The 13,110-nt window shown below is 62.8% G+C and carries 16 protein-coding genes; 3 read left to right on the plus strand and 13 right to left on the minus strand.

All coding sequences use genetic code 11. The annotated features are described in order from the left end of the window. Positions 1-19: 19 nt before the first annotated feature. Positions 20-565, minus strand: a complete 546-nt coding sequence (locus tag QMK17_RS10545; RefSeq protein WP_283508849.1) for a DUF309 domain-containing protein — start codon at positions 563-565, stop codon at positions 20-22. Continuing rightward, a complete protein-coding gene (locus QMK17_RS10550; protein WP_442972731.1) occupies positions 459-1,820 on the minus strand; it encodes a multidrug effflux MFS transporter in 1,362 nt (453 codons plus the stop codon). Before QMK17_RS10550 ends, QMK17_RS10545 begins: the two co-directional genes overlap by 107 nt. Before the next feature lie 68 nt (positions 1,821-1,888). Between QMK17_RS10550 and QMK17_RS10555 the strand changes: the two genes are divergently transcribed. Continuing rightward, positions 1,889-2,254, plus strand: coding sequence for a hypothetical protein (locus tag QMK17_RS10555; protein ID WP_283508850.1), 366 nt, complete (start codon positions 1,889-1,891; stop codon positions 2,252-2,254). On the opposite strand, the gene QMK17_RS10560 is transcribed toward QMK17_RS10555, so the two are convergent. The 4 genes from QMK17_RS10560 to QMK17_RS10575 form a co-directional block, all read right to left on the minus strand. Continuing rightward, positions 2,229-3,170, minus strand: a complete 942-nt coding sequence (locus QMK17_RS10560; RefSeq protein WP_283508852.1) for an aldo/keto reductase — start codon at positions 3,168-3,170, stop codon at positions 2,229-2,231. The two genes, QMK17_RS10555 and QMK17_RS10560, sit on opposite strands and share 26 nt — an antisense overlap. A gap of 122 nt (positions 3,171-3,292) precedes the next feature. Beyond that, the gene (locus QMK17_RS10565; protein WP_283508854.1) at positions 3,293-3,826 is read right to left on the minus strand and encodes a VOC family protein; all 534 of its coding nucleotides are present in this window, start codon (positions 3,824-3,826) and stop codon (positions 3,293-3,295) included. Between the two features lie 95 nt (positions 3,827-3,921). Then, the gene (locus QMK17_RS10570; RefSeq protein ID WP_442972732.1) at positions 3,922-4,893 is read right to left on the minus strand and encodes a DNA-3-methyladenine glycosylase family protein; all 972 of its coding nucleotides are present in this window, start codon (positions 4,891-4,893) and stop codon (positions 3,922-3,924) included. A gap of 65 nt (positions 4,894-4,958) precedes the next feature. After that, a complete protein-coding gene (locus QMK17_RS10575) occupies positions 4,959-6,026 on the minus strand; it encodes an acrylyl-CoA reductase family protein (RefSeq protein ID WP_442972737.1) in 1,068 nt (355 codons plus the stop codon). Positions 6,027-6,120: 94 nt separating this feature from the next. Here QMK17_RS10575 and QMK17_RS10580 point away from each other — a divergent pair, with 94 nt between their 5' ends. Next, positions 6,121-6,735, plus strand: a complete 615-nt coding sequence (locus tag QMK17_RS10580) for a ribonuclease H family protein (RefSeq protein ID WP_283508855.1) — start codon at positions 6,121-6,123, stop codon at positions 6,733-6,735. 39 nt (positions 6,736-6,774) lie between these two features. On the opposite strand, the gene QMK17_RS10585 is transcribed toward QMK17_RS10580, so the two are convergent. The 5 genes from QMK17_RS10585 to zapE form a co-directional block, all read right to left on the minus strand. Then, positions 6,775-7,707 (minus strand): pirin family protein, encoded by a 933-nt coding sequence (locus QMK17_RS10585; RefSeq protein ID WP_283508897.1) that lies wholly within the window; start codon positions 7,705-7,707, stop codon positions 6,775-6,777. 50 nt (positions 7,708-7,757) lie between these two features. Then, on the minus strand, positions 7,758-8,150 hold the full coding sequence (locus QMK17_RS10590) for a MarR family winged helix-turn-helix transcriptional regulator (RefSeq protein ID WP_442972738.1): 393 nt from the start codon (positions 8,148-8,150) through the stop codon (positions 7,758-7,760). Positions 8,151-8,196: 46 nt separating this feature from the next. Further along, positions 8,197-9,297 carry an LLM class flavin-dependent oxidoreductase gene (locus QMK17_RS10595; RefSeq protein WP_283508858.1) on the minus strand — a complete coding sequence of 367 codons (1,101 nt, stop codon included), beginning with the start codon at positions 9,295-9,297 and terminating at the stop codon, positions 8,197-8,199. Between the two features lie 93 nt (positions 9,298-9,390). After that, on the minus strand, positions 9,391-9,768 hold the full coding sequence (locus QMK17_RS10600) for a hypothetical protein (RefSeq protein ID WP_283508860.1): 378 nt from the start codon (positions 9,766-9,768) through the stop codon (positions 9,391-9,393). Between the two features lie 185 nt (positions 9,769-9,953). Next, positions 9,954-10,850, minus strand: coding sequence for a cell division protein ZapE (zapE, locus tag QMK17_RS10605; protein WP_283508861.1), 897 nt, complete (start codon positions 10,848-10,850; stop codon positions 9,954-9,956). A 32-nt stretch (positions 10,851-10,882) separates the two neighbouring features. Here zapE and QMK17_RS10610 point away from each other — a divergent pair, with 32 nt between their 5' ends. Continuing rightward, positions 10,883-11,443 (plus strand): TetR/AcrR family transcriptional regulator, encoded by a 561-nt coding sequence (locus QMK17_RS10610; RefSeq protein WP_283508862.1) that lies wholly within the window; start codon positions 10,883-10,885, stop codon positions 11,441-11,443. Here QMK17_RS10610 and QMK17_RS10615 read toward each other — a convergent pair. Next, a complete protein-coding gene (locus QMK17_RS10615) occupies positions 11,420-11,542 on the minus strand; it encodes a LuxR C-terminal-related transcriptional regulator (RefSeq protein WP_283508898.1) in 123 nt (40 codons plus the stop codon). The genes QMK17_RS10610 and QMK17_RS10615 overlap by 24 nt on opposite strands. A gap of 40 nt (positions 11,543-11,582) precedes the next feature. Continuing rightward, positions 11,583-12,479 carry an oxidoreductase gene (locus QMK17_RS10620; protein WP_283508864.1) on the minus strand — a complete coding sequence of 299 codons (897 nt, stop codon included), beginning with the start codon at positions 12,477-12,479 and terminating at the stop codon, positions 11,583-11,585. Positions 12,480-13,110 lie beyond the last annotated feature (631 nt).

Consider the following 13,110-nt stretch of genomic DNA (forward strand, 5'->3'; position numbering starts at 1 on the left):
TTCGATAGCGAGTGAACATTCAGAACAGCAGGTGAGGAACGATGGGCGGCTGCTCGAGATCGCCGGAGTCGATGTTGCTCAGCAGAGAATCCGACCAATTCAGAAGACCCGCCACGTCGAGTCCGTACGGCGGATCCACCTCGTAGCCGCGGATACGGTCGTGGCCCTGACCGAGCAGCGACACGGCGCCGACGAGGTTCCCGCGCATCAGATGAGTGAGCCCGACGGCGAGCTGGGCAAGGCCCTGCCACAGCATCCGCTCCGGTTCGGGCGAGTCCTTCCAGGTGCCTTCGAGGATCTCGTGAGCGTGGAACGGCATCCCAGCGTCGAGGAGTTCCTGGGCTTTCGCGATGGACTCCTCGGGCGGGAGCCTGAGATCGTCGGGAATCCGCGGAGCGCCGACGGAGCCCCGGGGAAGCGGCCTTCCCAGGCCGTCGCGGGGGCGTCCGTTCAGGGGTTTACCGGTGCTGTCCCGTTCCCGCTGCTGCTGGTGTGCTGGCGCTTTCGGTGACGCTGCTTTCTGTGACGCTGCTTTCGGTGCTGGTGCTTTTCGTGATGCTGGCATTGCTGCTACTCCTGCCGGCCCTGTTCGTCTTGATCGTTACGGCTATGAGCGCCACGAGTGCAATTGCCGAGACGACGACCATCGTGACCGATACTGCCACGTTATCGTTGCCGAGCACACCGACGATGGGAGCGACGATCGCACCCGATCCGAACTGTGCCGCACCGAGTAGTGCTGCCGCGGTACCTGCTGCTTCACCGTGACGCGACAGGGCGAGGGCAGGCGCATTGGGCATCACGAATCCGACGGCCGCGAGCACGAACCACAGCGGAACCAGGAAGCCGAGTATGCCGCCGACGCCTGCGAGGGCGATCACCGTCATCGCGAGCGCTGCGGCGACGGCCACCGATAGGGCCCCGATGACGATGCGGACCGGCGTGAAATGACCGAGGAGGATGACGTTGAGCTGGGATGCGCCGATCAACGCGATCGCTCCGAGGGAGAAGACGATCGCAAATTCCTGCTCGTTCAGGCCGAATTCTTCTTGAAGCACGAACGAGGATCCGGCGATGTAGGCGAACAAGGCGGACATCGAGAGAGCTGCGACGAGTACGAGAACGACGAACTGGCCGTCGCGGAGGAGCCCGCCGTAGGTACGAACGATGGGCATGACTCCGCGGCTGCGTCGACGCTCCGGCGGCAGGCTTTCCGGTAGCGCGAACGCGGCGAGCACGAGCAGCCCGATGCCAAGAATCGTCAATGCACCGAACACCCAGCGCCATGATCCTGCAAGAAGAATTCCGCCGCCGATGGACGGCGCGAGAACGGGTGCGACGCCCATGACCAGCATCAGACGTGACAGTACGGTCGCTGCGGCGCGCCCGGTGAACAGATCGCGCACCACTGCCATGGCGACCACGGCGGCTGCGGCAGCACCGAGCCCCTGCAGGCCGCGGAAGAGGCCGAGGATCGCCACGTTCGGAGCGATCACGCACAGTATCGAAGCAAGGATGTGCACGGCCGTGCCGACGATGAGGGGAAGTCGGCGCCCGACGATATCGGAGAGTGGTCCGATGACCAACTGGCCGAGTGCGAGGCCGATCAGTGTTCCGGTGAGGGTGAGCTGGACTGCCGCAGGCGTCGAGTTCAGGTCGTCGACGATCGACGGAAGCGCCGGCAGGTACATGTCGATGGTCAGCGGTCCCAGTGCGATCAACGCACCGAGAACCAGAATGATCCGTAGACGTTCACGGGAGGTGGGTTCGGCGCTTGCGGACTGGGCGGGCACGGCTGCATGTTCGGTTGCATGTGACACGCAATTCTCAGCAATGCAATCCTGCGATCTGTTCCCGGTGTGATGTATTCGAGCTAAAGTCCGCAGTCGTGAGTAGCAGCAGGCAAACAATCGTGCGGCAGTACATCGATGCATTGGCCAGCCACGACGCCAAGGCTGTGAAGTTCGCGCCCGGTGCGCGCCGGGTCGAGAACGGCATCACGACCGGCCGCTCGGGCCCTGGTTTATCGAAGGGACTGGACTCGGCCTTCTACTACCGTGCGATCCAGGCCGTTCGCGACGTCGAGCTGACGGAGTCGGGCGAGACGGTGCACGCGAAATTTTTGATCGACGCCGGCCTGCTGGGCAGGCGGGTGGTGACCGTCGCGGTCGAGGAGACGTTCCTCGTCCCCGACGGCACCATCCACCACATCCAAGCGAAGCTTCGGCTCAGATTCGGTCGGACACCTCGGTAAGTCGTGCGGTCTCGTCGGCCGCCAACTTCAGCTGAGGCGCCGCAAGCAGCGCGGACAGCTGTGAGATCTTGCTGGCACTTGCAATCGGCGCCGTGACACTCGGCTGCTCCAGAAGCCACGCCAGCGCGACGGTCGAGATCTCGGCATCGTGGGCGTCGGCGATCTCGCTGAGCGTGCTCACCACGTCGAGGCCCTTGTCGGTGAAGTAGCCCGTGGCGAGTCGAGCACGCGCCTGGCCTTCGAGATCCTCACGGGTGCGGTACTTGCCTGCGAGGAAGCCCGCTGCGAGGGAGAAGTAGGGAAAGACACCGAGGTTGTCGTCGGTCGCCACCGGTGCGAGCTCGGATTCGTATTCTTTCCGGGTCACCAGGTTGTAGTGCGGCTGAAGTGCAACGGGTCTAGCGAAGTCGTTCTGATCCGCGATGGACAGCCACTCGCGGATGCGGTCCGCCGAGTAGTTGGAGATCGCGACGTAGCGGACTTTGCCGTCCTTTATCAGTTCGTCGAAGGCGCCGAGCGAGTCCGCGAGTGGGGTCTTCTCGTCGTCGTAGTGCGCGTAGTACACGTCGATGTGGTCGGTCTGCAGGCGCGCGAGCGACGCCTCGGCGGCGGCCTTGATGTTCTTTGGCTCCAGCCCCTTGAACTCGGGGTGCTGGCTGACTTTCGTCGCGATGACGACCTCGTCGCGGTTGCCGCGCGCCGCCGTCCAGTTTCCGATGATGGTCTCGGATTCGCCGCCGGAGTTACCGTCGGTGAATGCGGAGTAGGAATCAGCGGTGTCGATGAAATTGCCGCCACCCGCAGTGAACGCGTCGAGGATCTCGAACGACGAGTCTTCGTCGCTCGTCCAGCCGAACGTGTTACCGCCGAGGGCGAGGGGGTAGATGTCGAGGTTCGAATTTCCGATGGCAACCACCAGGGCACTCCTTGTCTGCGCTTAGCTTCGATGACGCGAACTATCCGTGACAAGAACGCCGGGCGTGGTGCTGATTGTTCCGTGCTGATTGTTCCGTGGTGGATGTTCCGTGGTGAATGTTCTCAGGCGTGCGCCGGACTCGAGACGCCCGTTCCGCTCGGGGTGTCGATCCCGTACCGGTCGATCTCTGCCTGCAAGTTCAGTGCCCGGATGGACTTGCTCGCCTCGATGGCAGCGTCGTCGAGAAGATGGAGTGGGATGAGCCAGACGATCTCGAATTCGAGGCCGTCGGGATCCTTGCCGTACAGGCTCTTGGTGGAGCCGTGATCGGATGCACCGACGAGAGCGCCTGCGGCAGTGAGTTTCTGGGAAATTTCTGCGAGATCGCGCAGGGTCTGCACCTCCCACGCAAGGTGGTAGAGACCGACGGTCCTGGCGCCTGCGTCACTGTGTCCCGCCTGGTCAATGGGGCCCGCGTCGCCGAGTTGGAACAGTCCGAGGTCGTGGTCGTTGGTGCTGGCGCTCGCTTGAAGGAACGCGGCCGCGCTGCCCATCTGCATGACCGTCCGAAACCCGAGTACGTCGGTGTAGAAGGCAACGGACTTCTCGACGTTCCTGACGTACAGGACGGCGTGGTTGAGACGTTGAATTGCCATGGGAACCTCGATCGAAGACTGGGTGAACGAAGGCTAGGTTGAACCTTCAACTCAACTGTACACCCGGTTCTTCCGTCGGTGACGGGATTTCCTCACTAGTGCCAGGTGTGATCGACGAGCGGAGTTCGGGGTCCGAACTTCGGTTTGACGGCCTTGCCGCTCACCTGCAGCAACCGCACCGCGCGGTACCGGTGCGGAGCAAGAGGTTTCAGGTATTCGACCATGCCGTCGTCGTCGAGTGGACGGCCGAGCAATGACCATCCGACGACCGCTGCCAAGTGGTAGTCGCCGACCGACAGGGCATCGGCGTCGCCGAACGCACGTTGGGCGACCTCGGCGGCCGTCCAGATTCCGACGCCGGGTATCGCGCGCAACCGTTTCAGTGCGTCTACGGGCGCCATGACCACGGCTTCTTCGAGCCGACTCGCGGACTGTGCGCATCGGACGATGGTCTTCGATCTGGCTGGATCGACATTGGCGCGGTGGTACTCCCACGACGGAATGCGGCGCCACACTTCGGGGACCGGGGGTACGAACATCGGCCGGGGCGTCGGACCGGGGGCGCGCTCGCCGAACTTGGTGACGAGCATCCGCCACGACGCGAATGCCGATACCCCGTGGACTCGCTGCTCGAGCACTGCAGGCACGAGTGCTTCCATGACGAGACCGGTCCGACCCAGACGCAGGTGCGGGAACTGCCGGTGGGCTTCTCTCAACGTGTGGTGTTCGGGCTCGAAGCCCGACGGATCGTCCTCACTGCCGAGTAGAGCAGGAAGTCTCGTAGCGAATTCGACGGCGCCATGGCCCCACGCGTGACAGTGAATCGAGTGGCGCGTCGTCTGCGTCAACCGGTACGTGACCGTTCCCGAGGGAAGGCGTGATGTTCGCCACACGCGCCCTGAGGTGTCGCGTTCGAACGTGGGGTCGCCCTTGCCGCGGCGGAGACCCGACATGCTCATCGTCATGTCCACCGGACGATCGGATTCGAACACGGTAACGACTGGTTCGGCACCGGTTGCGGTGCCGAATTCAGGACCGGGTTCGGCCGCGGGGGCAGAGGACAGCATCGCCTGTCAGGGTAACCCCGTCTCGGTGCATCCCCCGTGTTTCAGAGTGACGTCGGGCCGACGGGCTATTTGAAACCGCCCTCGACGGCGACGACGGTTCGACCGGTGGCCCCGCCCGAAGCGATGCTGTCCAGAGTGGCCCGCACGTTTCCGATTGCGACTTCGGTGGTGAGCTGTTCGAGGCGATGCGGGCGTCGGTTCGATTCGAGTTGCTGCCATATTGCCCGACGCTTCTCGATCGGTAGCTGTACCGAGTCGATGCCGAGCAGCGAGACTCCGCGCAGGATGAACGGCAATACCGTCGTGGCCAGTTGCGCTCCGCCGGTGAGGCCGCTCGCAGCGACCGCGCCGCCGTAACGGGTGGTGCTCAGAACGTGAGCAAGAGTCTTGCCTCCGACGCAGTCCACCGCGCCCGCCCACTCGGCGCGCCCGAGGGGACGCGGCTTGGCGTCGGGATCGCCGGGAAGTCTGCCGAGGATTGTGCTCGCCCCGAGGCTGGTCAGCAGTCCGGCCGCATCCTTCTTGCCGCTCGATGCATGCACTTCGAAGCCTGCGGCCGAGAGCAAATCTACGCTGACCGTGCCGACGCCGCCGCTGGCTCCGGTGACCAGGATCGGGCCGTCGCTCGGAGTGATTCCTGCGGCAAGCAGCGCTTCGACGCTCATCGCCGCTGTGAAGCCCGCGGTGCCGATCGAGGCGGCCTCGCGGGTGGACAGCGTCGTCAACGCGACGACCTGGTCGGCGGACACTCGTGCATATTCGGCGTAGCCACCGTGTTGCGCGGTGCCGATGTCATAGCCGTGGGCGACCACCTTCTGCCCGACAGCAATGGTCTCGCTCGTGGATTCGACGACAGTTCCGGCGATGTCGATTCCGGGAACGATCGGATACTCACGAACGACTCCGCCCTTCGGGGTGATCGCCAGTGCGTCCTTGAAATTGACCGACGAATACTCGACGGCAATGGTCACCACGGGCCCGTCGATATTCGGGAGAAACGAGGACTCGACGATCTCCTGGGTGAGAGTGATTCCTCCGGACTCACGGGCGACGAGCGCTGCGAACGACGATGGCAGAGCTGCTCCCGTTCGGGTGCCTGCCGAAGTTCCTGCCGGGGCGGTCTCAGTCACGATTGGGTGTCCTTCCGATCTCGGATGCTTTCCCACACTACCCATTCAGGGCGCGGCGTCTGTTGTTTGTCGGTGGGCCGAAGTAGGGTCCTGTTCCGTGATCATCGTGAGTACTGACGGTTCCTGTCTGCGCAATCCGGGTGGCGCCATCGGGTGGGCCTGGGTCGATCACACGGGTCCCAGTGCCTCCGGTGGCGAGCCCTCGGGCACCAATCAGATCGCGGAGTTGCGTGCGCTGTTGGAAGCTGTGCTCGCCCATCCCGGTGACGAGCCGATGCTGATCGAGTCGGACTCGCAGTACGCCATCAAATGCGCGTCGGAATGGCTTCCTGGATGGAAGCGCAAGGGCTGGAAGACCGCTGGGGGGTCACCGGTCAGCAACCTCGAACTGATCAAGAACATCGATCGCGCCATCACCGAACGCACCGGACCGGTCCGGTTCCGCTGGGTCCGTGGACACGTCGGAAATCACTTCAACGAAGCAGCCGACGTGCTCGCCGGTGAGGCAGCCCGGGCGGTAGCTGCTGATTCGGCAGTAGTTGGTTCGGTATCCGCGCCCGCCGCCGAGTCCCCGTCGGTAACATCTACGGCTGCTGAGACCCACGGGCCTGCCAAGGTCACCACACGTGCACGGGCGACGCGGACCCTCAAGGCGCCGCGGGTGGCTGCTGCGGCAGTCGAGTCAGCCGACGAGGTTGCCACCCTGTTCTGAAGACGACGGACTTCGAACGAATACTTTCAGCCGAATACCTCAGCCGCGGGGTAGCAGCACCGAGTTCGGAAGTTCCGGCGCCGGCAGTCGTGTGCTGCTGAGTCCTGTGTTGCTGAGTCCTGTGTTGCTGAGTCCTGTGTTGCTGAGTCGCGTGCCGCTCTTGCCGTATCCCTCGACAGTGCCGAACTGTTCGCTTTCGTCCTGCCATGCCTGCCGGTAGGCGACGATGTCGTCGTGTGTGCGTCCCATGAAGTTCCACCACATCACAACCTGCTCGCCGAAGGGTGGTCCGCCGAGGATCAGCATGCGCGCGGGCGCGGTGCCGGTGTTGCGGATGGTCAGCGTGATGTTCCCCGGTTCGAGGTAGGCCAACTCTGCACGAGCGAGCGTCGTTCGCTCGATCTCGACAGCACCCTCGTCGAGAATCACACCGTGTTCGAAGTTCGCATCGATGTCCAGTGTGAGCGAGCTACCTGCGTCGACGACGAGTTCTGCTCCCAGCAGCGGCGTGAATGTCTTCACCGGTGAACGAGTGCCGGCAAGTGATCCCAGAAGTACTCGTACGATGCCGCCGGGTAGCGAAAGCGCCTCGGGCACATAGTGCCGGAATTCCGGAGCTGTGAACCGTGCCGTTCCGGGAAGTGCCACCCACAACTGCATGCCGTGCAGAATTCTTGTGCTGGGTCGCTCGGTGTCGACGACGGATACCTCCGAATGCGAGATCCCGCGGCCCGCCGTCATGAGGTTCAGTTCCCCGGGCAGCACCATGGCGTGGGACCCGATGCTGTCGTGGTGTTCGATCTCGCCGGAGAACAGCCAGCTCACTGTTTGGAGCCCCGTATGCGGGTGAGGCGGGACGTCCATTCCCGGACTGTCCCTGTCGGCGACATCGTCGGGCCCATAATGGTCGGCAAAGCACCAGGCGCCGATGAGTGTCCGATGCTTCTGCGGCAGCGTCCGCCTGACGGTCATGGCACGTGGCCCACCCAGCGGCACGTCTCGCGGCTTCAAAATCTCGACGTTCACCTGATGTCTCCTTGTGCGAGTCTGAGTTTGGTGCACAACGCTTCGAGCGTGGTGAGCTCCTCGTCGTTGAGGGCGTCTCCGACGTAGCGCCGGATCTTCGCGGCGTGTTTGCGTCCGATGTCGCGTTGGACAGCGAGCCCGTCGTCGGTGAGTACGACGACGGTTCCGCGTTTGTCGCCCGGATCGGGCTCGCGGGTCAGTAGTCCGAGCTTCTCGAGCCGCTCGCACAGCCTGCTCAGCGATGGTTGGCTGAGCAGGATCTCGTTGTTGAGGTCGTGCAATCGGAGTTTCTTGGGCGAGCACTTGCTGAGTGTGAACAGAACGTCGTATTCCCGCAGGCTGATCGGATCCCAGATGTCGTCCGAGGTGAACCGCCGCATCAGCGACACCTGGGAGCGAAACAATGCTTCCCAGGCGTCGACCGACAGTTCGGTGCTAGACGGCAACGGACGTCTCGTTTGCCTCTTTGTTCGCCAGCATGCTCGCGTGGGTCGGAGGATTCGTCGGCACGCCTTCCGGGCGTCGGGCCTCGAATTCCTTGCGCAGAACGGGCACGACCTCTTCGCCGAGCAGATCAAGCTGTTCGAGCACGGTCTTCAGGGGCAGTCCGGCGTGATCCATCAGGAACAGCTGGCGCTGGTAGTCCCCGAAGAAGTCGGCGAACGCGAGCGTCTTCTCGACGACCTGTTGCGGCGACCCCACGGTCAGCGGCGTCTGATCGGTGAACTCCTCCATCGTCGGGCCGTGGCCGTAGACCGGTGCATTGTCGAAGTACGGACGGAATTCCTCGACGGCATCCTGGCTGTTCTTTCGCATGAACACCTGACCGCCGAGGCCGACGATGGCCTGGTCTGCGCGGCCGTGTCCGTAGTGCTCGTACCGCTCGCGGTAGAGGTTGATCAGCTGTATGTAGTGCTCTTTCGGCCAGAAGATGTTGTTCGCGAAGAAACCATCACCGTGGTACGCGGCGATTTCGGCGATCTCCGGGCTACGAATCGAGCCGTGCCACACGAACGGTGGGATGTCGTCGAGCGGACGCGGCGTCGAAGTGAAGCTGTCGAGAGGCGTGCGAAAGTTGCCCTCCCACGTCACGGACTCCTCGGTCCACAGGCGCCTGAGAAGTTGGTAGTTCTCGAGTGCCAGCGGGATGCCCTGGCGGATGTCCTTGCCGAACCACGGATAGACCGGCCCGGAGTTGCCTCGGCCCATGATCAGGTCGACGCGTCCATCGGACAGGTGCTGAAGCATGGCGTAGTCCTCGGCGATCTTCACCGGGTCGTTGGTGGTGATCAGGGTTGTGGACGTGGACAGGATCAGCTTCTCGGTCTGCGCGGCGACGTAGCCGAGCATCGTGGTCGGCGACGACGGGACGAACGGCCGGTTGTGGTGCTCGCCGGTCGCGAACACATCGAGTCCCACGTCTTCGGCGTGTTTGGCAATGGTGACCATCGCCTTGATGCGCTCGTGCTCGGTGGGTGCCCGACCGGTGGTGGGGTCGACTGTGACATCGCCGACGGTGAAGATTCCGAATTGCATGGTCTGCTCCCTGGCCGAATTCCCGCAAGCACATATTCATGCGTTTGCATTGACTTCTGCCGTAACCGAGGAAGTGGCCCCAGTATTCCGGTTCTAGCTGGTCACCAACTTTGCGGTGCCCGTCAGGGTCCTGACGTCGTAAGACTCCAACGCACCATGCACGTATCGGTCACCTGCGACGTTGCCGCGGGTGGTGTACAGAACCGCGTAGGCGGTGAAGTCGACCGGATCGTTCTCGATGTTCACGCGAGGCAGGACGACGAGCAGGTGGGTGGAGGAACCGTCGTGTTCTTGCTCGGTGATCGCGCGAACTTCCCACCCCAGATCCGAACGTGTCACCTGAGTCGATTCGAAGGTGGCACCGCTCAGAACGATCTGTGCGACGAGCACGCCCGCTACCGAGACGGAGTCGAGGGTTCCCGAGACGTCGTTGCCGTCGAAAACCCAATGGTTGGCTGCTGTGTAGGACATGGCACGAGGTTAGAAGATTTCTTCCCAAAAAACTTTTCCATCCGACCCATCCACCCGATCGACTGTGGCGAATGCATGATGAGACGCCCGCCGCTGCTGTCGCCCCCGACCGCCGTCAGCTGTGGGCGTCTCCCTATATCTGGACTCTGTCCAAGAGAAACAAGGACGCTCGGAGATCGCCGGTGTCAGGGCCGCGCTCCACGGAGCTGCGACAATCGACTGAGGATGCGCTCGATATCGAGTCCCGTGCACCCGGCCGCGACGGCGCTCAGTTGCGCAGGCGAGTGGAAAACCATACGAACGTCTCGGTCGTATAGTACGTCGACGAGGTTGGAGAAGCGCTGGACCGCGTCTCGGTTCGTGTCCGAGAACGGAGGAATATCCGTCACCGCGTCGATGTCGTGCTTGTCGATCATGGCCAGATAGTCACCTGTCGACTTCGGGGCGTCGCACAGTTCGCTGAAGGTCGCGCCCCGGCCTGGACGCTCCTGCGTCCACGTTCCCCTCGAAAAGTCGGAAACTCTGCTTTTCTCGGCATGGTGGTTCTCGACAGTTCGGTAGTCGACAGGCCCGTCGACTCGGACCACCTGAAGCTTAGATTTCAGAAGTTCTATCGTCGGCACGAAGGTTTCGTGGAACAACGGGTTGGGCAGTAGACCGTCGGGCGGGTAGTTCGACGTGGTCACCAGCGAAATCTTGCGGGCGAACAGCGCGTCGAGTACGCGGGACACCAGCCTTCCGTCGGCGACGTCGTGGACATGGAACTCGTCGAAACACAGTAGGTCGATCTCGCCCAATAATTCCCCGATAGCGCCTTCGAGAGAGAACCCGTGCCTGAAATACGACGCATGGAGATCTCTGAAGAAGCTATGGAAGTGGACGCGGGTCTTTGCGCGAGAATCCACGCTGTCGAAGTAACGGTCGAGCAGCCAGGTCTTTCCTCGGCCGACGGGTCCCCACAGGTATGCCCCTCCCCACGGGCCGACCCTGTGCGGAGTGGTGAGCACATCGATTGCTGCCAGTTGCGCTGCGTCGAGCCGGTAGTCGGACTCGAAAGCCTGGCGACTCGCGCTGAGGTCCATGAACTGGACTCTACATCTGTAGAGTAAGGCCGATGGACCGCAGAAGTGTGATTGCCGACGCAGCGACAACGCTCATCGCCGACTCGGGACTCCGGGCTCTTACCCATCGCGCGATCGACGTTGCCCTCGATTTCCCCGCAGGATCGACGTCGTATTACTTTCGAACGAAGGACGCATTGCTGGCCGCGGTCACCGAGCGGATCACCGAAATGTCCAGGGCGGATTTCGCGGTGCTCTTCGCCGAAGCCGGGCAGGACCCCGTCGCGACGACGGTTCGCTACCTCGAACTGCTACTCGACGAAAGGTCTCATCAGATCCGAGCGCGACATGCGCTGCTCGTCGATCCAAGTATTGATCCCGCGGATCGGGAGAAGCTCGTCGGGTGTCTGTTCTCCATCGAGCGGGCGACTCAACTGTTCGACGACCGGGCGACGGCAGAGGGCTACGTCGCGTTGTGCGAGGGTCTCGTGATCGCAGGCCTCGGGCGGAAAACAAAAGAGCTGCGAGTTCCGCTGGTCACGTACCTGATGGGTGCAGGAATCGAGGTCAACGGTGTGCGAGGTAGACGGTCAGTCATGCTTGACGAAACCTGATTCGTAGGCGGCGATGGCCGCTTGTGTTCGGTCGCGGACACCGAGTTTCGCGAGAAGTGTTCTCCCATAAGTCTTCACGGTCTCGACGCCGATGAACAGATCTTGCGCGACGAGATGTCCGCGCGCAGCGCGTCAACCGCTAACCTAGGTCGTAGACGACTCCAGTGAGGTTTTCGCTTACGGCCCATAGCTTTTCGGCGAGTTCCTTGTCCTGGGCCTTGTCCGAAATTTTGGCAGGCCCGGGCGCGCCGCGTGATTCGAACAAGGACTTTGGACCCGTGTAGGAACCTGGCCCGCCGCTTTCGAGTGCATACAGCGTGGGAAGTGCACCTGCCTTGGCCGACTGCGAGATGAACTTCAAACCGATCGAGGCGGCGAAGGACATGATTCTCGAACTACCCAAGCCATCGGGGCTGGTGTACAACGCTGTTTCGGAGATACCCGGGTGAGCCGCGGTGCTGATGATCGGCACGCCGGCCTTGTCGAGGCGACGCTGAAGTTCAAGCGCAAAAAGGAGATTCGCGAGCTTGGAATTGGCGTACATCCGCTGAGGGTTGTATCCGTGGGTGGCTTGGAGGTCGTCGAAGTTCAATTTCGGTGCCTGCTTGTGCGCCACCGAGGAAACCGTGACGACGCGGGCATTGCCCGCAGCGCGAAGGTTGGGGAGTAGATGGCCGGTCAAGGCGAAGTGGCCCAGGTGATTGGTTCCGAACTGAAGCTCGAATCCGTCTGCCGTTTCTGCCCGCTTCGCGGGCATCATGACACCTGCGTTGTTGATCAGTGCGTCGATGGTGTCGGGTGCGGACTCGGCGAACGACCGGACCGAACCGAGGTCGGCCAGGTCGAGGTGTGCCGTGTCGACGGTGCCCTCGGGTGCTTCGGCGGCGATCTTCTGCGCGGCGGCGTTGGCCTTGTCGAGGTTCCGGCACGCTAACGTCACGTGGTCGCCTTGTTTCACCAACTCGAGAGCGGTGAAGTAGCCGATTCCGGTGTTTCCGCCGGTAAGGATGACACGTCGCTGCTTGTTGTTCGACACGGCGCCCAGGGTACCTGTGACAAATAGAATCTGCCCGTGACGTCTGGTCCGGAGGGCGTACCCATCGACTATCTTCCCAGCGGAACCGGGCGTGGGGCCCAGAGCATTGGCCGGGGTCATAGGAGCCCTCGAGGAGGGTGGGCTCGGCTTGGTGCCCTGGTCGCTCGGCGATACGCGACGTCTTCTAGAACGGTGGGGGTTGGTGTTTGTGGCGTTCGGCGATGATGGCGCGGTGTTCGAGGAATTTGGTGCGTAGGTAGGTGGCGTCGGATCGTGCTCGGGGGTCGGTGATTTCGGCGATGTCGCGGAGTGTGGGTGCTCCGGTGGTGGTGTCGATGCGTAGTAGTCGGTACCAGTCGGTGTCGTGGTCGGTGATGTTTTGTTCCCACCAGGTGGGTTCGTAGAGTTCGTCGGGTGGTTCGGTGGGCGCGTTGTCGGGGTTGTTGTTGCCGTTGCTGTCGGGTCCTGTGGCGGCGTCGTCGCAGACGTCTGCCGTGAATCACCCTAAGTTTTGTGCCGCCTCCAGTTGGGGCTGATCCTCGGCGTCGAGGTCAGAGTAGTGGAGTGTTTCGTATTCGATCGGGGGCATCTGTCCGATGCTCGAATGCAACCGCCTGTTGTTGTACCAGTC

Origin of the sequence: Rhodococcus sp. G-MC3 (genome assembly GCF_030063335.1) — a bacterium.
Lineage (GTDB): Bacteria > Actinomycetota > Actinomycetes > Mycobacteriales > Mycobacteriaceae > Rhodococcoides.

Coding starts and splice junctions, on each gene's coding strand:
- QMK17_RS10545 (WP_283508849.1), bottom strand. CDS start 565: ATGCCAGCATCACGAAAAGCACCAGCACCGAAAGCAGCGTCACAGAAA.
- QMK17_RS10565 (WP_283508854.1), bottom strand. CDS start 3,826: ATGGCAATTCAACGTCTCAACCACGCCGTCCTGTACGTCAGGAACGTC.
- QMK17_RS10570 (WP_442972732.1), bottom strand. CDS start 4,893: ATGCTGTCCTCTGCCCCCGCGGCCGAACCCGGTCCTGAATTCGGCACC.
- QMK17_RS10585 (WP_283508897.1), bottom strand. CDS start 7,707: ATGACCGTCAGGCGGACGCTGCCGCAGAAGCATCGGACACTCATCGGC.
- QMK17_RS10595 (WP_283508858.1), bottom strand. CDS start 9,297: ATGCAATTCGGAATCTTCACCGTCGGCGATGTCACAGTCGACCCCACC.
- QMK17_RS10600 (WP_283508860.1), bottom strand. CDS start 9,768: ATGTCCTACACAGCAGCCAACCATTGGGTTTTCGACGGCAACGACGTC.
- zapE (WP_283508861.1), bottom strand. CDS start 10,850: ATGGACCTCAGCGCGAGTCGCCAGGCTTTCGAGTCCGACTACCGGCTC.
- QMK17_RS10610 (WP_283508862.1), top strand. CDS start 10,883: ATGGACCGCAGAAGTGTGATTGCCGACGCAGCGACAACGCTCATCGCC.